16 protein-coding genes and 1 riboswitch are annotated in these 19,037 nt (G+C 70.9%); of the genes, 1 reads left to right on the top strand and 15 read right to left on the bottom strand.

All coding sequences use genetic code 11. The features are described 5' to 3' along the window. Nucleotides 1-17: 17 nt before the first annotated feature. From gap to uvrC, 5 genes are all read right to left on the bottom strand, one after another. Nucleotides 18-1,037, bottom strand: coding sequence for a type I glyceraldehyde-3-phosphate dehydrogenase (gene gap, locus OG579_RS01945; protein WP_045822690.1), 1,020 nt, complete (start codon nucleotides 1,035-1,037; stop codon nucleotides 18-20). 92 nt (nucleotides 1,038-1,129) lie between these two features. Then, nucleotides 1,130-2,107 carry a DNA-binding protein WhiA gene (whiA, locus tag OG579_RS01940; protein ID WP_200932760.1) on the bottom strand — a complete coding sequence of 326 codons (978 nt, stop codon included), beginning with the start codon at nucleotides 2,105-2,107 and terminating at the stop codon, nucleotides 1,130-1,132. A 124-nt stretch (nucleotides 2,108-2,231) separates the two neighbouring features. Further along, nucleotides 2,232-3,302 carry a gluconeogenesis factor YvcK family protein gene (locus OG579_RS01935; protein WP_328857882.1) on the bottom strand — a complete coding sequence of 357 codons (1,071 nt, stop codon included), beginning with the start codon at nucleotides 3,300-3,302 and terminating at the stop codon, nucleotides 2,232-2,234. Then, complete coding sequence (rapZ, locus tag OG579_RS01930; protein ID WP_408068792.1) at nucleotides 3,299-4,195, bottom strand: RNase adapter RapZ; 897 nt, start codon at nucleotides 4,193-4,195, stop codon at nucleotides 3,299-3,301. Before rapZ ends, OG579_RS01935 begins: the two co-directional genes overlap by 4 nt. A 26-nt stretch (nucleotides 4,196-4,221) precedes the next feature. Then, complete coding sequence (gene uvrC / locus OG579_RS01925; RefSeq protein ID WP_045822687.1) at nucleotides 4,222-6,279, bottom strand: excinuclease ABC subunit UvrC; 2,058 nt, start codon at nucleotides 6,277-6,279, stop codon at nucleotides 4,222-4,224. 128 nt (nucleotides 6,280-6,407) lie between these two features. Here uvrC and OG579_RS01920 point away from each other — a divergent pair, with 128 nt between their 5' ends. Further along, entirely contained in the window at nucleotides 6,408-8,399 is a 1,992-nt protein-coding gene (locus OG579_RS01920) for a gamma-glutamyltransferase family protein (RefSeq protein ID WP_328857880.1), read from the top strand. Between the two features lie 616 nt (nucleotides 8,400-9,015). On the opposite strand, the gene OG579_RS01915 is transcribed toward OG579_RS01920, so the two are convergent. The 10 genes from OG579_RS01915 to OG579_RS01870 form a co-directional block, all read right to left on the bottom strand. Then, on the bottom strand, nucleotides 9,016-9,483 hold the full coding sequence (locus OG579_RS01915) for a PH domain-containing protein (RefSeq protein WP_328857879.1): 468 nt from the start codon (nucleotides 9,481-9,483) through the stop codon (nucleotides 9,016-9,018). Beyond that, entirely contained in the window at nucleotides 9,480-9,965 is a 486-nt protein-coding gene (gene ribH, locus OG579_RS01910; protein ID WP_045822686.1) for a 6,7-dimethyl-8-ribityllumazine synthase, read from the bottom strand. Before ribH ends, OG579_RS01915 begins: the two co-directional genes overlap by 4 nt. After that, nucleotides 9,962-11,248, bottom strand: coding sequence for a bifunctional 3,4-dihydroxy-2-butanone-4-phosphate synthase/GTP cyclohydrolase II (locus tag OG579_RS01905; RefSeq protein ID WP_045822685.1), 1,287 nt, complete (start codon nucleotides 11,246-11,248; stop codon nucleotides 9,962-9,964). The genes ribH and OG579_RS01905 overlap by 4 nt, the downstream gene beginning before the upstream one ends. Further along, nucleotides 11,245-11,907 carry a riboflavin synthase gene (locus tag OG579_RS01900; RefSeq protein WP_328857878.1) on the bottom strand — a complete coding sequence of 221 codons (663 nt, stop codon included), beginning with the start codon at nucleotides 11,905-11,907 and terminating at the stop codon, nucleotides 11,245-11,247. The genes OG579_RS01905 and OG579_RS01900 overlap by 4 nt, the downstream gene beginning before the upstream one ends. Before the next feature lie 58 nt (nucleotides 11,908-11,965). Then, nucleotides 11,966-12,131: riboswitch (FMN riboswitch) on the bottom strand. A gap of 60 nt (nucleotides 12,132-12,191) precedes the next feature. Further along, a complete protein-coding gene (ribD, locus tag OG579_RS01895) occupies nucleotides 12,192-13,214 on the bottom strand; it encodes a bifunctional diaminohydroxyphosphoribosylaminopyrimidine deaminase/5-amino-6-(5-phosphoribosylamino)uracil reductase RibD (protein ID WP_328857877.1) in 1,023 nt (340 codons plus the stop codon). 9 nt (nucleotides 13,215-13,223) lie between these two features. Beyond that, nucleotides 13,224-13,907 carry a ribulose-phosphate 3-epimerase gene (rpe, locus tag OG579_RS01890; protein WP_328857876.1) on the bottom strand — a complete coding sequence of 228 codons (684 nt, stop codon included), beginning with the start codon at nucleotides 13,905-13,907 and terminating at the stop codon, nucleotides 13,224-13,226. Between the two features lie 33 nt (nucleotides 13,908-13,940). Further along, nucleotides 13,941-15,320, bottom strand: coding sequence for an RsmB/NOP family class I SAM-dependent RNA methyltransferase (locus OG579_RS01885; RefSeq protein WP_328857875.1), 1,380 nt, complete (start codon nucleotides 15,318-15,320; stop codon nucleotides 13,941-13,943). Then, nucleotides 15,317-16,258, bottom strand: a complete 942-nt coding sequence (fmt, locus tag OG579_RS01880; protein ID WP_328857874.1) for a methionyl-tRNA formyltransferase — start codon at nucleotides 16,256-16,258, stop codon at nucleotides 15,317-15,319. The genes OG579_RS01885 and fmt overlap by 4 nt, the downstream gene beginning before the upstream one ends. Next, on the bottom strand, nucleotides 16,255-16,869 hold the full coding sequence (gene def, locus OG579_RS01875; protein WP_328857873.1) for a peptide deformylase: 615 nt from the start codon (nucleotides 16,867-16,869) through the stop codon (nucleotides 16,255-16,257). Before def ends, fmt begins: the two co-directional genes overlap by 4 nt. Before the next feature lie 114 nt (nucleotides 16,870-16,983). After that, entirely contained in the window at nucleotides 16,984-19,035 is a 2,052-nt protein-coding gene (locus OG579_RS01870) for a primosomal protein N' (RefSeq protein ID WP_328857872.1), read from the bottom strand. Between the last annotated feature and the right edge of the window lie 2 nt (nucleotides 19,036-19,037).

Here is a 19,037-nt window from a genome sequence, read left to right as displayed (position 1 = left end):
GGGATCCGGCCGACCTGTCAGAGCGACTTGCCGACGAGACCGATGAGGTCCACGAGACGGTTGGAGTAGCCCCACTCGTTGTCGTACCAGGACACGACCTTGGCCTGATCGTCGATGACCTTGGTCAGACCGGCGTCGAACAGCGAGCTGTGCGGGTCGGTGACGATGTCCGACGACACGATCGGCGCGTCGTAGTACTTGAGGATGCCCTTGAGCGGTCCCTCGGCGGCGGCCTTCATGGCGGCGTTGATCTCGTCGACCGTGGCGGCCTTGCGCAGGTGCGCGGTGAGGTCGGTGACCGAGCCGGTGGGGATCGGCACACGCAGCGCGTAGCCGTCGAGCTTGCCCTTCAGCTCGGGCAGCACCAGGCCGATGGCCTTGGCGGCACCGGTGGAGGTGGGGACGACGTTGATGGCGGCGGCGCGGGCGCGACGCAGGTCGGCGTGCGGGCCGTCCTGCAGGTTCTGATCCTGGGTGTAGGCGTGGATCGTGGTCATCAGGCCCTTGACGATGCCGAACTCGTCGTTGAGGACCTTGGCCAGCGGGCCGAGGCAGTTCGTGGTGCACGAGGCGTTGGAGATGATGTTCTGGCTGCCGTCGTACTTGTCGTCGTTGACGCCCATCACGATGGTGATGTCCTCGTCGGAGGCGGGCGCGGAGATGATGACCTTCTTGGCGCCGGCATCGAGGTGGCCCTGGGCCTTGTCACGCTTGGTGAAGATGCCGGTCGACTCGACCACCACGTCGACCCCGAGGTCGCCCCACGGGAGGGCTGCGGGGCCCTCCTTGACCGACAGGCTCTTCAGCTTCTGGTCACCGATGACGATGGTGTCCTCGCCCTCGAGCGACACGTCGGCGTCGAGGCGACCGAGGATCGAGTCGAACTTCAGCAGGTGCGCCAGTGTGGCGTTGTCGGTCAGGTCGTTGACGGCGACGATCTCGATGTCGGTGGTGCCCAGCGCTTTCTGCGCTGCGACGGCACGGAAGAAGTTGCGGCCGATGCGGCCGAATCCGTTGACGCCTACCCGAACGGTCACAATGTGCTCCTTGCTTGTGGAGATGGAGTCGATCACTACGGTGACCCAAGCCTAAACGGAGCCCGCTCACGCGGCGCCGCCAGGCCGGATCGTCAGGCCTCGTCGAGCAGTTCCGACGTCACGGCCGACTCGGTGTCGGGGATGCCGTCGGTGCGTGCCTTCTTGTCGGCCATGGACAGCAGTCGGCGGATGCGGCCGGCGACCGCGTCCTTCGTCATCGGCGGATCAGCGAGCTGGCCGAGTTCCTCGAGCGAGGCCTGGCGGTGCTGCACACGTAGCCGGCCCGCGTTGAGCAGGTGGTCGGGAACGGTGTCGCCGAGGATGTCGAGGGCACGTTCCACTCGGGCTGCCGCGGCGACCGCCGCGCGAGCCGACCGACGCAGGTTCGCGTCGTCGAAGTTGGCGAGCCGGTTCGCCGTGGCGCGGACCTCGCGGCGCATCCGGCGTTCCTCCCACGTGAGCCGTGTGTCCTGCGCGCCCATCCGGGTGAGCAGCGCGCCGATGGCCTCACCGTCTCGGATGACGACGCGATCGGCTCCGCGGACCTCGCGGGCCTTGGCGGCCACGCCGAGCCGACGGGCCGCGCCGACGAGTGCCAGCGCCGCCTCGGGTCCGGGGCAACTCACCTCGAGTGCCGAGGAACGGCCGGGTTCGGTGAGCGATCCGTGGGCGAGGAAGGCACCGCGCCAGGCCGCCTCGGCGTCGGCGACACCGCCGCCGACGACCTGTGCCGGCAGTCCGCGCACCGGACGGCCGCGCATGTCGAGGAGGCCCGTCTGGCGAGCGAGGGCCTCACCGTCCTTGGTGACGCGGACGATGTAGCGGGCGCTCTTGCGGAGTCCGCCGCTGCGCAGGACGTGGACCTCGGAGTTGTAGCCGTAGAGATCGAAGATCTCCTTGCGCAACCGTCGGGCGACGTTGCCGAGATCGACCTCGGCCTCCACCACCACGCGTCCGGCCACGATGTGGAGTCCGCCGGCGAAACGCAGCAACGCCGACACCTCGGCCCTGCGACAGCTGGTCTGCGTGACCACGAGTCGACTCAGCTCGTCCTTGACGGCTGCTGTCATCGCCACCGGTTGTCGTCCTCCTGCCGGGGTGATCCCCAGATGTGTCGCGTCGGGTTGCGGTGCACGTCGCGACGTCGTCGTGCGGTGCCGGCCTCGCCCAGACGATCATGCCCGGACCGGTGACTCATCGGGCCCCCGCGTGTCCGGCCGGGCCGTCGGTCCCGTCGACCGCCCCGACAGCGTAGCCACCTCCCGAACCTGCGCACAGCGTATGCACCATGGCCGCCAATTTCTCCGGATCGTGCACATGGGTGCCGTCCCGCGCGAGATCCCCGACCCGCAGGTGCGCACCGAACCGTGCGGCCGCCCGTTCGACGTGGTCGCGTTCGCGGCCCGCCGGTGCGGAGCCGACGTCGACGATGACGTCGTCGATGCGCAGATCCGAGGCGTGTGCGTGCAGGACGTGCAGATGGCGTTCCACCGAGAAACCACTGGTCTCACCGAGTTCGGGCGCGAGGTTCACGAAGAGCATCCGGCGCGCTCCGGTGGACTTCAAGGCCTGCAACTGATCAGGGACGAGTACGTGCGGGATCACGCTGGAGAACCACGAACCGGGACCCAGGACGACGAGGTCGGCTGTGGTGATCGCCTCGGTGGCCTGTGGGCAGGCGGGTGGGTCGGCGGGGAGCAGGCGCACGCGTCGCACCTTGCCCGGTGTCGTCGCGACCGCGACCTGTCCGGTGATGCTGCGACTGATCCGGGGATCGACCTCGAGGCCCGACACGTCGGCCTCGATGCTCAGCGGCACCGTCGACATCGGCAGGACGCGACCGGTGACCCCGAACAACTCCCCCATCGCGTCGAGCGCGGCCACCGGATCGCCCAACACCTCGGTGAGACCGGCGAGCACCAGATTGCCGACGGGATGTCCGGCCAGGGCGCCACGACCGCCGAATCGGTGCTGCAGCAACGTGACCCACAGTTCCGGGTCGGTCGTGGCGTCACCGTCACCCGGGTGTGCACCGTCGGCCGCGAGCAGTGCGGCGAACGCCATCCGGAGATCGCCGGGCGGGATCACCGACAACTCCGAGCGCAGCCGACCCGACGAACCGCCGTCGTCGGCGACCGTCACGACGGCGGTGACATCGGTGCTGATGTGACGCATGGCGGTCAGCGTGGCGTACAGACCGTGGCCGCCCCCGAGGGCGACCACCCGACCGACGTCGACGCCGTCCGTCCCGTGTGTGCCGGTCATTCGCGGCCCAGGTCGCGATGGGCCACACGTGCGTCGAACGCGCGGTTCTCGGCGGCCGTCGGGCCCTGTTCGCCGCGGTCCGCCGGGATCGACAACCGACCGCACATCTCACGCGACATCGCGACGCTGCGGTGTTTGCCGCCGGTGCACCCGATGGCGACGGTCATGTACCGCTTGCCTTCTCGCTGGTAGCCACGGGCGGTGAGCCGGATGACCTGTTCGAGCGCGGCGAGATACTCCTCGGCGCCCTCCTGTCGCAGGACGTACTGCGACACGGGCTGATCGAGTCCGTTGAGCTCCCGCAGCTCCGGGATCCAGTACGGGTTGGGCAGGAAGCGCACATCGGCGACCAGGTCGGCGTCGATCGGCAGACCGTATTTGAAGCCGAAGGACTGCAGGGTGATCCGGACGTCGGTCGCGCTGGGTTGGGCGAAGGCGTTGTCGACGATCTCGCGCAGCGCGGTGACCGACAGCGTGGAGGTGTCGACCACGAGGTCGGCCGACTCGGCGACCGTACTCAACACGGAGCGTTCCCGACCGATCGCCTCGATCAGGGTTCCGTTGTCCTGCAGCGGATGTCGGCGACGTACCTGTTCGAACCGACGTACCAGGGCGGCGTCGTCGGCGTCGAGGAACAGCAGGCGCGGGCGGTGGCCCGCGGCGGCGAGCTCGCCGCGCAACTCGGCGACCTCACCGGCGAATCGCGCTGCGCCGGCGCGCATCACCATGGCCAGCCGTGTGAGCGCAGGGTCGTCGGAGCGGGCGACCGACACCATGTCGGCGATGAGCGAGGCGGGGACGTTGTCGGCGACGTACCACCCGAGGTCCTCGAGCAGTTTGGCGACCGTGCCGCGACCGGCGCCGGACATACCGGTGACCAACAACACGTCCATCTCGGCGCCGGGACCCACGCCTCCGCTCACGACTGCGCTCCCTCGGTGAGGGCCCGTTGGACCGCCAGCGCCGTCGATCGACCGATGCCGGGGACCCCGGAGATCTCCTCCACCGTCGCACTGCGCAGGTTGGCCACCGACCCGAAATGGGACACCAGCGCCGCCCGGCGGCTCTGACCGAGGCCGGGCACGCCGTCGAGCACCGACGCCGTCATCCGCTTGCTGCGCTTGCTGCGGTGGAACGTGATGGCGAACCGGTGTGCCTCGTCGCGCACCCGCTGCAACAGGAACAGCGCCTCGCTGGTGCGCGGGAAGATCACCGGATCGTCGTCGTCGGGTGTCCACACCTCCTCGAGACGCTTGGCCAGACCCACGACGGCGACGTCGGTGACGCCGAGATCGTCGAGCACGGCCGCGGCCGCACGCACCTGCGGGCCGCCGCCGTCGACGACGAACAGGTTGGGCGGATAGGCGAACCGGCGTGGCCGACCCGTGGCGGGATCGATCGCGGCCTCGGGCGCCATGTCGCCACCGTTCGCCGGATCGACCTCCACCTCGGTGTCGGACAGGGCGGCGGTGCCGGACTCGGCGGTGTCGGGGAGGTGATCGGTGCGGTGACGCAGGAACCGGCGTCGGGTGACCTCGGCGATCGAGGCGACGTCGTCGGAGCGGCCGTCGCCGGCGGCCTCCTTGATCGAGTAGTGCCGGTAGTCGGATTTGCGCGGAAGACCGTCCTCGAACACGACGAGCGAGGCCACCACGTCGGTCCCCTGCACGTGCGAGATGTCGATGCACTCGATGCGCAGCGGTGCGATGTCGAGGCCGAGGGTCTCCTGGATCTCGGTCAACGCCGCCGAGCGGGTGGTGAGGTCACCGGCACGGCGCAGCTTGTGGCGGGTCAGCGCCTCCCCCGCGTTGCGTTCGACGGTCTCCATGAGCGCCTTCTTGTCGCCGCGCTGCGGTACGCGCAGATCGACCGCGGCGCCGCGCAGATCGGACAGCCATCGGGTGAACTCGCCGGCGTCGGGTGGGAGCACGGGAACCAGCACCTCGCGCGGCACCGTGTCGTTGCGGTCCTCACCGCCGGAGCCCTTCACGGTCGCGTTCTGGTCGACCTGCTCGCCGTAGAACTGCGTGAGGAACTGCCCCACCTGTTCGGCGAGATCGGCATCATCGGAATCGCTCCCGGCGCCGCCGGTCATGACGTCCGTGCGCTCGACGACCCAGCCGCGTTCACCGCGCACCCGCCCGTCGCGCACGTGGAACATCTGCACCGACACCTCGAGCTGATCGGCGACCATGGCGATCACGTCGGCGTCGGTGCCGTCACCGAGGACCACGGCCTGTTTCTCCAGGGCCCGGCGGAGCGCACCGACGTCGTCGCGCAGACGGGCCGCGCGCTCGAAGTCGAGATCGGCTGCGGCGACCGCCATCTGATTGTCGAGCTGGCGGATCATCTTGTCGGTCTTGCCGGCGAGGAAGTCGCAGAAGTCGTCGACGATCTCGCGGTGCTCGGCGGCGCTGACGCGCCCGACACACGGTGCGGCACATTTGTCGATATAGCCGAGCAGGCACGGGCGGTCGATCTGCTTGTGCCGCTTGAACACACCGGCCGAACAGGTGCGCGCGGGAAAGACGCGGGTCAGCAGGTCGAGGGTCTCGCGGATCGCCCAGGCGTGGGCGTAGGGCCCGAAGTAGCGGACCCCCTTGCGGCGGGGGCCGCGGTAGACGAACAGCCGCGGGTACTCCTCGTTGAGGGTGACCGCCAGCATCGGGTAGGTCTTGTCGTCGCGGTAGCGGACGTTGAAACGCGGATCGAACTCCTTGATCCAGTTGTATTCGAGCTGTAGCGCCTCGACCTCGGTGCCCACCACGGTCCACTCGACCGACGCGGCGGTGGTCACCATCTGGCGGGTGCGTGGGTGCAGGCCCGACAGGTCGGCGAAGTAGGACGTCAGGCGCTGCCGGAGGCTCTTGGCCTTGCCGACGTAGATCACGCGGCCGTAGGTGTCCCGGAACTTGTAGACCCCCGGCGCCACCGGGATGCTCCCGGGTGCCGGGCGGTAGGTGGTCGGATCGGGCACGGGTCCCAGGTTAGTACGGCGGACCGACGACAGTGGTCCGCGATCGCCTCGCCGGTCGGACGCGTGGCCCTCGGCGAGGGGGTTACGATCACCGGCACGCCAGGACCGACGACAGGTGAGGTGGGCCGATGGCTCCGTTCGTACGCACATCGAGCGCCCCGGGAGGTCCGCGACGACGGACGTCACGTCTCGTCGCCATCGGGGCGGTCGCTGCTCTCACGCTCACCGCCGCCGCGTGTTCCGACGACTCCGGACCCGGGTCGGACAGCGCAGCCGGGACATGTGCGACCGTTCCCAACGGGACACCCGTGGCCGCCGCCGCGTCGGCCGGTGCCGGCCCGAGTCGCGACATCGCCACCAACCCGGAGGTGGCGACCGGCTATCGAACCCAGATGACCCCGGTGCGGACCGGTTCGTTCGCCGTCGCCACGGCCAACCCCCTGTCGACCGAGGCCGCGTGCGAGGTCGTCCGTGACGGCGGTACCGCCGCCGACGCGCTCGTCGCCGCCCAGGCGGTCCTCGGTCTGGTCGAACCGCAGGCGACCGGGATCGCAGGCGGTGCGTTCCTCATGTACTACGACGCGACGACGAAGTCGGTCCAGGCCTACGACGGTCGCGAGACGGCACCCGCGGCCGCCACCGGCGACTATCTCCGGTACATCAGCGCGACCGACCGGCGTGCCCCGATCCCGTCGGCGCGGGCCAGCGGCCGCTCGATCGGGACCCCCGGCGTCCTGCGGATGCTCGAGATGGCCCACGCCGACCACGGCGCTAAGAAGTGGCGCGATCTGTTCGAGTCCGCGATCACACTGTCCGACAACGGCTTCCGGATCAGCCCACGGATGGCGGCCGCGATCGCCGACAGCCGGGCCGACCTCACGGCCGATCCCGATGCCCGCGCATACTTCCTCAACCCCGACGGCAGCGCCAAGACGGCGGGGACCGTTCTCACCAACCCGGCCTACGCGAAGACGTTGGGCGCGATCGCCACCGACGGTCCCGACGCGTTCTACACCGGCGCCATCGCACGCGACGTGGTCGACAAGATCGGTTCCACGACCGGCGGGATGACGCCCGGACTCACCACCACCGCCGATCTCGCGGCCTACCGGGCGAAGAAGCGCGAGGCGCTGTGCACCCCGTATCGCGGTCGGGTGTTGTGTGGCATGCCGCCACCGTCGTCGGGCGGGATCGCCGTGGCCGCGACCATGGGCATACTGTCGAACTTCGATCTCGCCGCGCTCGGTCCACGCGCGGTGGACCGCAACGGGGGCGTGCCGCAGGCCCAGGCGGTGCACCTCATCTCCGAGGCCGAGCGTCTGGCCTACGCCGATCGCGACAAATACGTCGCCGACACCGACTTCGTTCCCCTGCCGGGGAATTCGCCCGCGGCGCTGACCGACCCGGCGTACCTGACCAAGCGCGCCGCCCTGATCGACCCGAACCGCTCGATGGGCACGGCGCAGGCCGGGGATTTCGGGCCCGTTCCGGCCGGTGTCGTCACCACACCCGAACACGGGACCAGTCAGATCGTCGTGATCGACAAAAAAGGCGACGCGGCGTCGATGACCACCACCGTCGAGTCCGCGTTCGGCTCGTTCCACTTCGTCGACGGTTTCGTGCTCAACAACCAGCTCACCGACTTCTCGGCGCAACCGACCGACGCCACGGGTGCCCCGGTCGCCAACCGGGTCGCAGCCGGGAAACGGCCCCGCAGCTCGATGTCGCCGACCCTGGTGTTCGACGGCGCCGGCAACGGGTCCCGCGGCGATCTCATGGCCGCGCTGGGGTCTCCGGGTGGTTCGGTCATCATCCAGTTCGTCGTGAAAACGCTGGTGTCGCTGCTCGACTGGGGCCTCGATCCGCAGCAGGCGGTGTCGGGTGTCGATTTCGGCGCCGCCAACACCCCGGTGACGAACGTGGGCGGGGAGCACCCCGCCATCGACGCCGCCGACAACGGCGACCGCGACCCGCTGGTCACCGAACTACGCCGCAAGGGTCATCAGGTCTCGGTGGCCGATCAGTCCTCGGGACTCGCCGCCGTCGTCCGCGACGGGAACGGCTGGATCGGCGGCGCCGACCCCCGCCGCGAGGGTGAGGTCATGGGCGACCCCCGCTGACCCCACCCTGTTGCCCACTGTGTGGACACCGCCGTCAGTTCGGGAGACGACTCCACCCGGTGCTGACTGTGTGGGAACCGCCGTCGAGTGTGCTGACCGCGCACGGTGAGGTCAGTACGGAACGACGCACACTCAGCGTCGGGCTTCCGCACTGTCGGCGGCTCTTCTCGACGACGGACAGGCCGCTGACGGTGCGGAAACGCCGCATCGAGTGTGCGCTGCCGATCACGCCGCCGGCAGTTCTGTGCCGAGCACACTCGATGGTCGCTTCCACACAGTCAGCCAACAGACTTCGCCACCCGTGACGCTGACTGTGTGGAAACCGCCGTCAGTGCGGGAAACGACTCCACCCGGTGCTGACCGTGTGGGAACCGCCGTCGAGTGTGCTGACCGCGCACGGTGAGGTCAGTACGGAACGACGCACACTCAGCGTCGGGCTTCCGCACTGTCGGCGGCATTTCTCGACGACGGACAGGCCGCTGACGGTGCGGAAACGCCGCATCGAGTGTGCGCTGCCGATCACGCGGCCGGCCGTTCTGGGGCGAGCACACTCGATGGTCGCTTCCACACAGTCAGCCAACAGACGTCGCCACCCAGAAGCCGAACACGGGCCTGCTCAGGTGCGGTAGCGGTCGTGCAGTTCGCGGAAGGTGTCCATGGCCTGTACGGCGCGGATGCCGTCGTTGGCCTGGATCGCCATCACCGGGACGTGTTCGAAGGCGGGGAGTTCGAGGCGGGCCCAATGACCCTTGTCCGGATACCAGATGCCCTCGACGTCAGGCCATTCGAACAGCCTCTCGCCGAGGATGTTCCGCACCTCGACGCCGGCGGCGCCGACCCGCAGTCGGGGCCGGGTGAGCGTCATGATGGCACCGCCGAGAACGACGCCGATCATCGCGAGGCCCACCTGGTCGGTGACGCGGAAGCGGACCCCGGTGTCGGACACCCGCAACAAGATGCCGACGACGACGTGGGCGATGACGAACAGCGCCGCGACGACCGTGGCCCAGCGCGGCGTGCGGACCGCGCGGTAGGTGAGATCCCACTCGACGGTTCCGGTGGTCGGGGGCACGGAACGGGTCACCGGGCGTCGAGGCGCGAGAGTTCGCGCAGGGTGATCGCCGAGGCGAGCGCCGCTGTCGTCGCCTGTGCTCCCTTGTCCTCCCCGGAGTCGGGCAGACCTGCCCGCGCCAGCGCCTGTTCCTCGGTGAGGACCGTCAACACGCCGTTGCCGACCGGCGTGCTCTCGTCGAGCGACACCCGCGTCAGGCCGGCGGTGACGGCATCGCACACGTACTCGAAGTGCGGTGTCTCGCCGCGGATCACGACACCGAGCGCAACGACGGCATCGTGGGTGCGGGCCAACGCCTGCACCACCACGGGCAGCTCGATGGCGCCCGCGACCCGCACGACGGTGGGCTCGGGGATGTCGGCATCGGCGGCGACACGCAGTGCACCGTCGAGCAGCGCGGTGCAGATCTGCTCGTGCCACTGCGAGGCGGCGATGGCCAGGGTCAGCCCCGTCGCGGCGCCGAGTTCGACGACCGGTTCACCCGCGCCGCTCACGCGCCGGCCCCGCCGCTGACTCCGGTGTGGTCGTCGAGGCCGATGAGATCGTGGCCCATGCGATCACGCTTGGTCCGCAGGTATCGCAGGTTCTCGGGGTTGGGGCGCACCGGCATCGGGACGCGCTCGGTGATCTGCAGTCCGTAGCCGTCGAGACCGACCCGCTTGGCGGGGTTGTTGGTCAGCAACCGCATCGACGTGACGCCGAGGTCGGTGAGGATCTGCGCGCCGAGACCGTAGTCGCGGGCGTCGGCGGGCAACCCGAGTTCGAGGTTGGCGTCGACGGTGTCGGCGCCGCTGTCCTGGAGTTGGTAGGCCTGCAGCTTGTGCAGCAGGCCGATCCCCCGGCCCTCGTGTCCTCGCATGTAGAGGACGATTCCGCGGCCCTCGGCGGCGACCATCTCCATGGCGGCGTCGAGTTGCGGCCCGCAGTCGCACCGCAGGGATCCGAAGACGTCGCCGGTGAGGCATTCCGAGTGCACTCGCACCAGGACGTCGGCCCCGGCACCGTCGGGACCGGGGATGTCGCCGAGGACGAGGGCGACGTGCTCGACCTCGTCGTAGATGCTGGTGTAACCGACGGCGCGGAACGTGCCGTGGTCGGTCGGGATGCGGGCGTCGGCGACCCGGACGACGTGCTTCTCGTGGCGTCGACGCCACGAGATCATGTCGGCGATCGAGATCAGCGCGAGGCCGTGTTCGTCGGCGAACGTGCGCAGTTCGTCGGTCTGGGCCATGTGGCCCTCGTCCTTCTGGCTCACGATCTCGCAGATCACGCCGGCCGGGGTGAGTCCGGCCATGCGGGCCAGGTCGACCGCGGCCTCGGTGTGGCCGGGTCGACGCAGCACGCCGCCCTCCTTGGCGCGCAGTGGCACGACGTGTCCGGGGCGGGTGAAGTCGTTGGCGGTGCTCTCCGGGCGGGCGAGCAGACGCATGGTGGCCGCGCGGTCCGACGCGCTGATGCCGGTGCCGATGCCCTCGCGTGCGTCGACGGTGACGGTGTAGGCCGTTCCGTGCTTGTCCTGGTTCATGGTGTACATCGGCGGCAGCCCGAGACGGTCGCAGTCGGCGCCGTCGAGCGGGACGCACAGGTACCCCGAGGTGTAGCGGACCATGAACGCGACGAGTTCGGGTGTCGCCTTCTCGGCGGCGAAGATGAGGTCGCCCTCGTTCTCGCGGTCCTCGTCGTCGACCACGACGACGGCCTTGCCCGCGGCGATGTCGGCGATCGCGCGTTCGACGGTGTCGAAGCGGTTCGTGCGGACGGGATCGAGCTGTGTCATGACGAGACCTCGTTGTTCTCCGGAAGGCTCTCCGGGTGGCGGGTGCCGGGTGCGGCCGGGGTGGCCAGGCGTTCCACGTATTTGGCGATGACGTCGACCTCGAGGTTGACCGTGGTGCCGTCGGTGAGGGTGCCGAGGGTCGTGACCTCGAGGGTGGTGGGGATCAGGGAGATCTCGAACCATGCGTCCGCGGCGTCGACGGAGGCGATCGAGGAGACGGTCAGGGAGACGCCGTCGACGGTGATCGACCCCTTCTCGACGATGTAGCGCGCCACCGTGGGATCGATGGCGATGCGGATGACCGTCCAGTTCTCCGACGGTGAGATCGACGCGACGGTCCCGGTGCCGTCGACGTGGCCCTGGACGATGTGTCCACCGAACCGACCACCGGCGGCCATGGCGCGCTCGAGGTTGACCGGCGCGCCGGCGCCGAGGGAGGCCAAAGAGGAACGGTTCAGGGTCTCGGCCATGACGTCGACGGTGAACTCGCCCGCGTCGGGGGCACCGACCACGGTCAGACAGACGCCGTTGACGCAGATGGAATCCCCAGGCCCGGCGTCGCTGGTCACGAGCGGGCCGCGGACGGTGAAACGTGCAGCGTCGGCGAGGTCATCACGAGACACAACCGTGCCGCGCTCCTCGACTATTCCGGTGAACACGTGCGCTCCTGTCGGTCGATCGACCCAGGGCGGCACGACCGAGGTCGACGACGACCGCGGGGGTTCTCTCTCATCCGGACTGTGACCGTCGGCTCCGGGTTCACACCGGAATCTGCTGACCCCGTCCGCACCGATCGTCGATCGGTGCGAGCGGGCGCTCGCGGGCTCGACGATCTCTCGTCATCACCGCCGGTGGGGAATTGCACCCCGCCCTGAGAACTCTGTTTTCGACGCTAGCACAGCACGGGGGTGCCACCGTGTCCGCGATGGGCGAAAAGCCCCGGTCAGACGGTTGGCGCCAGGGTGATCAGAAGGTCGTCGCCCAGGATCTCGACCGATTCGCGGGTGAATCGGTGGGCCTGGGCGAGGGTGGCGACCGAGGCGTCGAGAACCGCGGCGGCACCGGCGCCGAGCACGGTGGGCGCGAGGTAGGCCTGCACGCGATCGACGAGTCCGGCGGCCAGAAAGGCACCGAGCACGGTGGGGCCGCCCTCCACCAGCAGGGACAGGGCGTCGCCGGCGGCGGCGACGGCCTCGGCGGGGTCGTGGGACGCCACGTGCCGCGTCGGCGCCTCGGGGCCGAGGATGCGGGCCCCGTCCGGCAGCGGCCGACGGCCGAGGACGATCCGTGTCGGTTGGTGTCCCCGCAGCGATCCGTCGGCGTGGCGGGCGGTGAGTGCGGGATCGTCGGTGGCGACCGTCCCGGAACCGACGACGATCGCGTCGAGGCGGGCACGGTCGCGGTGCACCCGCTCGCGCGCGACGTCGCCGGTGATCCACCGGCTGGTCCCGTCGGGTGCGGCGATCCGGCCGTCGAGGGTCGCCGCGAACTTCGCGGTGACCAGGGGGCGGCCCGTGCGCAGTCGGAACAGCCACGCGCGCAACGGATCGGCGGCGACGTCGTCGGCGAGGACGCCGCCGACCACCTCGATCCCGGCCGCGCGCAGTGTCGCCGCTCCCCCGGCGGCCACCGGGTTGGGGTCGGAGACCGCGTAGACCACACGGGTGATCCCCGCCGCGATGAGGGCCGCGGTGCACGGCCCGGTGCGACCGGTGTGATCACACGGCTCGAGGGTGACGACGGCAGTTGCTCCCCGGGCGCGGTCACCGGCCGCGGCCAGGGCGACCACCTCGGCGTGCGGTCCGCCCGCGGGGGCGGTGCTGCCGACCCCGACCACGACCCCTGCGCGATCGACGACGACCGCGCCGACCGGGGGGTTCGGGGTGCTGATCCCGCGTGCGGACTGCGACGCGTCGATCGCCGCACGCATCGCCGCCTCGTCGGTCGCGACCCTCTCGGAGGTCATCGACGGGGGTCAGCCACGGGCCGCGAGGGCCTGCGCGCGCAACTTCTCCACGGCCACGGCGGGGTCGTCGGCCCCGTAGACGGCCGAGCCGGCCACGAAGCAGTCGACGCCGGCCTCGGCGGCCTCGGCGATGGTGTCGGCGTTGATGCCGCCGTCGATCTCGACGAGCAGTCGCAGATCACCGGAGTCGATCCTGGTCCGGATCGTGCGCACCTTGTCGAGGACCTCCGGCATGAAGGACTGTCCCCCGAATCCCGGCTCGACGCTCATCACCAGCAGGGTGTCGAACTCGCGCAGGATCTCCAGATACGGCTCGAGATCGGTGCCCGGTTTGATGCTCAGTCCGGCGAGCGCGCCCGCGGCGCGGATGTCCTTGGCCACCGACACCGGGTCGTTGGTCGCCTCGGCGTGGAAGGTGACGTTGCGGGCGCCGGCCTCGGCGTAGGGCGGCGCCCATCGCTTCGGGTCCTCGATCATGAGGTGGCAGTCGAGCGGGATGTCGGTCGCCTTGAGCAGGCTCTCCACGATGGGCAGACCGAGGGTGAGGTTGGGGACGAAGTGTGCGTCCATCACGTCGACGTGCAACCAGTCGCTGCCGCGCACGGCGTCGGCCTCGGCGGCGAGGTTGGCGAAGTCGGCGGACAGGATCGACGGGGCGATCATGGGCTGATCGGGGCGCTGCGGGGACGACATGGTCTGCAGAGTCTATGCACGCCCCGTCGTGCGTCAGGGACGGGTGAGAGCGGCCAGGAACATCGCGTCGGTGCCCTGGCGATGCGGCCACAGCTGGACGAAGGGGCCGTCGCCGATGTCGGCGACACCGACGAACGGTCGCGCATCGACCACCCGCGCACCGGTGTCGGCGACCACCGATTCGACGACCCCGACGGTCTCGGCGGGGTGCGGCGAGCACGTCGAGTAGACGACGACACCGCCGGGCCGCACCAGTTCCAGTGCTGCGCTGAGCAACTGGCGCTGCAGGGCCACGAGTTCGGGTACGTCGGAGGGCTGTCGGCGCCACCGCGCCTCGGGGCGTCGGCGCAACGATCCGAGACCGGTGCACGGCGCGTCGACCAGCACGCGGTCGTAGCCCGGCGTGAGTCCGCTGCTGCGGCCGTCGGCGACGTGCACGGTGACGGGAAGACCGTCGACCGACTGCCGCACGAGCGTGGCGCGGTGATCGGAGGGTTCGACGGCGTCGAGATGGGCCCCGTCGATGTCGGCGACGGCTCCGACGAGCGCGGCCTTGCCGCCCGGCCCGGCACAAAGGTCGAGCCAGCGCCCGGTGTCGGGGCCGTCGATGTCGGCGACGGTGAGCGCACGGGCCACCAGCTGACTGCCCTCGTCCTGCACACCGGCGAGGTGTTCACGGACGGCGTCGAGCGCGCCGGGGTCGCCACCGGGCAGGTACACGCAGTAGGGCGAGAACGCGCCGATGTCGCCGCCGGTCGCCGCGGCCAGCTCCTCGGCGCTGATCAGTCCCGGCCGCGCCACGAGATGGACCAGGGGTCGTTCGTCGTCCGCGGCGAGAGCCGCCTGCAGCTCCCCCGCCCGGACCGGGGCGTCGGGTGTGCTCAGCGCCTCGGCGAACACCTCGGCGATCCACCGCGGGTGTGCGTACCGGAAGGCGAGGTGTCCGATGAGGTCGTCGGCCATCGTCGGGGCGAGTTCGTCGGTCCAGAGGTCCTCGTCGCGCTGGGAGATCTTGCGCAGTACCGCGTTGCAGAACCCGGCCGGACCCTGACCGGCCTCGGAACGGATGAGATCCACCGACGTCGAGACTGCGGCGTGGGCGCCGATCCGGGTGCGCAGCAGCTGGTAGGCGCCGAGACGCAGGACGTCGAGGACGGTGCCGTCGATGTCGGCGACGGGCCGGCCGGCGGCCGAGGCGATGATCTCGTCGAGCGTGCCCGCGCTGCGGCAGGTGCCGTAGGCCAGCTCGGTGGCCAACGCGGCGTCGCGCCCGGTGATCTTCCGCTCGCGCAACAGGGCGGGCAGCACGAGGTTGGCGTAGGAGTCGCGTTCACGCACCGCGCGCAGGACGTCGCGCGCCACGGCACGGACCGGGTCGACGGCCTTGTCCCGGATGTGGGCAGGCCGGGTCATGCGAGGACCATCCCGTCGGTGAGGTGGGCACCGCGTGCCCAGTCGGCGGCGGGCATCGGCTTCTTCCCCGGGGGTTGCACGGTGCCGAGTCGGACCGGCGTGGAGGCGGTTCCGACGAAGACGGCCTTCTTGGTGACGAGCAGATGCCCGGGCGGGATCACCGCGGTACCGAACTGTTCGGGGGCGGCGACGGTCACCGGACCGGTCTTGAGTCGCGTCCCGTCGAGTTCGGTCCAGGCACCGGGGGCCGGTGTCGCGGCCCGGATGTGGCGATCGACGATGTGCGCCGGGCGATCCCAGCGGACGCGGGTGTCGGCGACCTCGATCTTGGGGGCCAGGCTCACGCCGTCGGCGGGCTGGGGCATGGCGACCAGTTCGCCGGTCTCGATCCCGTCGAGGGTGGAGGTCAGCAGTTGCGCACCGCCGTCGGCCAGGCGCGCGAGCAGGTCCCCACTGGTGTCGGTCGGACGGATCGACTCGGTCATGGTCCCGAAGACGGGTCCCGTGTCGAGCCCGGCCTCGATGCGGAACGTGCTCGCACCGGTCATGACGTCACCGGCGGCGATGGCCGCCTGGACCGGTGCGGCACCGCGCCACGCCGGGAGCAGCGAGAAGTGCAGGTTGATCCAGCCGTGGGTCGGCAGGTCGAGGAGATCGGGCGGGACGAGCGCGCCGTAGGCGACGACCGCGCAGCAGTCCGGCGACCAGCGGCGCAGGATCTCGTGCGCGTCGTCGTCACGCAGGCGACGCGGGGTGGCCACCTCGACGCCGGCCGCGTCGGCGAGCTCGGCCACCGGCGACCGGGTCACCGTGCGACCGCGACCGGCGACGGCGTCGGGACGGGTGAGCACGCCGACGACCTCGTGGTCGGGGGAATCGAGCAGCCGACGCAGCGACGGCACGGCCGGTTCCGGCGTGCCCGCGAAGACGACCCTCACAGGGTCGCGTCGGAGGTCGCGGGGGCGTCGCCGGTGCGGGCGTCCTCGGTGGTGTCGGGGTCGCCCTGGACCCAGGTGGTCGGGTACGAGCCGGGATCGTCGGTCGAGGTGCGCCCCTCGGTGAACCAGGCGCTTTCCCGCACCACCCGCATCGCGGCCTTGCGCACGCCCGGGGCGAGACGCTGCAGGAACAGCACGCCGTCGAGGTGGTCGGTCTCGTGCTGGACGCACCGCGCCATGATGTCGTCGACATGCAGCGTCACCGGATCGCCGTGGCGATCGACTCCGGTCACGGTGACCTGCGCCGCGCGTGTGGTGTCGGCCTGCACGCCGGGGATCGACAGGCAGCCCTCGGGCCCGGTCTGGGTCTCGGTCCCGACCGCGGTCCACACCGGGTTCACGATGTGGCCGCGCTGTCCACCGCAGTCGTAGGTGAACACGCGCGCCCCGACACCGATCTGGGGTGCGGCGAGACCGGCCCCGTGGTGGCGGTCCATCGTCTCGAGCATGTCGTCGACGAGGCGGTGCAGGTCCGGCCCGAAGTCGGTGACCTCGGTGGCCCGGGTCCGTAGAACGGGATCACCGAACAACCGGATGTCCGCCACCGCCACGTCGTACTCCCTCTCGCCTCGCCGATCGCGCCCGTGTCGGGCCGCTGATCGCCACATGTCCAGGTCACGAGTCTAGGTCGCCTCCGACCCGGCGGGTCGGGCAGGCCGCACGGGTCAGCCGACGGTGGGGGGATCGACCTGGACACGCAGCACCCCGGACTCATGTGTGGAGGTGCGGTGGACCTGGGCGACCCGGATGGCCTCGACCAGTTCGCGGCCGCCCGTGCGCGGTACGCGCAGCAGCACGCGTTCGATGCGGCCGGTGGCGGTGTCGACCGACCCCGGTCGGTCGGCTCCCGCGGGTGGGCGGGCGTCGCCCGGAAGGTCCACCGGACCCAGGATCTCGGCGGTGTCGGGCAGCGTGACCGAGCGGACGAACTCCCCCACCGTCGACGCCGAGCCGTCCACCGACACCATGGTGACCGCGGGCGGCAACCGGAGCTCGGCCCGCTGGCGGACCTCCTCGGCGGCGAACCCGACGGGGTCCCAACGGATCGCGGCCTGCACCACCGCCAGAGACGCGTCGGCGACGACGACCGCGGATCCGGTGCGTGCCACGAGGGTGAGGACCGCGAGCCACCGACGCAGAGTCTGTTCGCCGGCGCGCAGGTCGGCGCGGTCGAGCTGCGCCCACGTGTCGAGGAGGATGGCCGCGCCGTAGCCGCCGGGGACCACTGGTTCGGCTCCCGGAGTGGCCACGACGACCCGCGCACCGGGCTCGACGGTGTCGACGACGGTGCTCCCCCCCGAGGTCACCACGGGGACGCCGGGGAACGCCTTGCCCAGTTCCTCGGCGGTGCGTCGCGCCCCGGTCGTGAGGGCCCGCAGATGCGTGTCGCCGCATTCGGCGCAGCGGAAGGACGATTCGCCGCGGCCACACCAGCGGCAGGTGATGGCGACCGGTGACCCGTCGCGGGGCGAGGTCGGACCGTCGGCGAACATCGGGCCACGACACCGCCGGCACCGGACGCGGGTGCGACACCGTTCGCACGCCAGCGAGGGGTGGTATCCGCGCCGCGGGACGCTGATGAGCACGCCGGTGTCGTCGGCGAGCGCACGGCGTGCGGCGTCGAACCCGATGGCGGGGATGCGGGCCACCCGGGCCATGGGATCACGCGCGATCTGCCGGTCGTCGTCGCTGATCGCCGCGATACGGGGGGCTCGGTCGCGGACGGTCGCCCGCTCGGCGACGAGATCGTGCATCCACCCGGACTCGACGAGGATCTGGGTCTCGGCGGTGCGCGAGGTGCCCCCGATGACCAGCGCGCATCCCGTCTCGACGGTGCGCAGCACGGCGACCTCGCGGGGATGGGGGTACGGCGCGCGCGGTTCGGCGAGGCTGTCGTCGCCGTCGTCGAAGACCACGATGAGCCCCAGGCGGTGGACCGGGGCGAATCCGGCACTCCGGGTGCCGACGACGACATCGGCCGTTCCCCGCAGCACCCGCAGCCACCGGCGATAGCGGGTCGACGGACCGAGACCGGCCGACAGGGCGACCACCCGGTCTCCCAGTGCGGCACGACAGGCCGACTCGACCCGGTCGAGATCGCGCTGGTCGGGGACGACCACGATCACCCCGTGGCCGCCCCGGACGGCGTGCGTGGCCAGTTCGGCGATCCGGGCCGCCCAGTCCTCCCCCGGCAGCGCCTGCCAGGCGGCACGCCCGGGGCCGCCGGCGCCGATGAGCTCGGTGAACGCCGCAGCCCCGCGATAGGACGACCATGCCGCGGTGTCGGGTGTCTCGGGAACGGGGAGTTCGGTCGCCGGGGGTTCGGCGAGCAGGGTGGGTGCCTGTTCGGTGCGGCCGTGTCGCGGCGGGATCGCCAGGCGCACCACGTCGGTGGTGGTGCCGGCATAGCGCGCGGCAACAGCACGGCAGAGTGCGAGGAGTTCGGGGGTCAGCACCGGCTCGTCGGAGACGACGCGTTCGAGCCATCCCAGGCGGCCCGGGTGGTCGCTGGCCTCGAGCCGGTCGAGGACGAACCCGTCGACGAGGCGGCCGGAGAACCGCACGCGGACACGGGTACCGGGACGCGCGGCGGCGTCCTGCTCGGTGTCGACCTGGTAGTCGAACGGCCGGTCGAGGTGGGCCAGGCCGAGGAGTGGGAGCACCGACGCCACCGGCAGATGAGGCGCAGGGCTGCGGGTGGCAGCGCGTGCGCTCATCG

Source organism: Williamsia herbipolensis (assembly GCF_036153515.1).
Taxonomy (GTDB): domain Bacteria; phylum Actinomycetota; class Actinomycetes; order Mycobacteriales; family Mycobacteriaceae; genus Williamsia_A; species Williamsia_A herbipolensis.
This window is presented reverse-complemented; position numbering and strand designations above follow the sequence as displayed.